1 protein-coding gene is annotated in these 684 nt (G+C 33.9%); it reads right to left on the bottom strand.

The annotated features are described in order from the left end of the window. Window positions 1-156 precede the first annotated feature (156 nt). Window positions 157-498 (bottom strand): IS66 family insertion sequence element accessory protein TnpB, encoded by a 342-nt coding sequence (gene tnpB / locus NH26_RS15125; protein ID WP_071397163.1) that lies wholly within the window; start codon window positions 496-498, stop codon window positions 157-159. Window positions 499-684 lie beyond the last annotated feature (186 nt).

Below are 684 nucleotides of genomic sequence, written 5' to 3'. Positions count from 1 at the left end.
CTTACGCTTCTCGGATTTAGCCCCGAAAAGCATATTCTGAAACATGGCCACCTGTGCTTTTAATTGTGTGTTTTCTTCACTTAAAGAAGTGTTTGTTTGTTTCAGTGATGCTATTTTCTCATCTTTACTCACCTCTTATTTATAGCAATAATGATACTAGAAACGCACTTTTTGATTTCTTTTTTCTAAAGAAATGCCTTCTATTAACATCATAATTTGAGCAGAGGTTAAATGAATACTGTCACACTTTCCAAAACCTACTGGAAGTTCAAATCGACCTCTTTCTAATCGCTTATAATAGAGAGAAAAGCCACCTCTTTCGAAACGTAACAGTTTGATTTTATCTTTACTTCTATTGATGAAAACATAAATGTCACCACTCACTACATTCATCTCCATCAAAGAAATAACGATAGTACTTAAACCGTTAAATCCTTTACGCATATCCGTAAACTCACTGTAAAGGTAAATATGGTCTGTATTTCGTAAGGATAACATTAGAATAAATGAATCGCTTCTTTAAGAAGTTCAGTGTTTGATAAATGAACTTTTACTCGGGTAGGGTATTCAACTGTTATTTTTTGCTCAACAGGGTTAGTTGGAGAGATAGGAATAAATTGAGCAGGTGAGTCAACGTTTTTTTTACCACAAGTCTTGGTTACCCAATAACGTAGGTGCTTTTAT

The sequence above is a fragment of the Flammeovirga pacifica genome (assembly GCF_000807855.2).
GTDB lineage: Bacteria > Bacteroidota > Bacteroidia > Cytophagales > Flammeovirgaceae > Flammeovirga > Flammeovirga pacifica.
This window is presented reverse-complemented; position numbering and strand designations above follow the sequence as displayed.

Bases quoted from the DNA above. Each gene is read 5' to 3' on its own strand.
- tnpB (WP_071397163.1), bottom strand. From the start codon at position 498: ATGTTATCCTTACGAAATACAGACCATATTTACCTTTACAGTGAGTTT.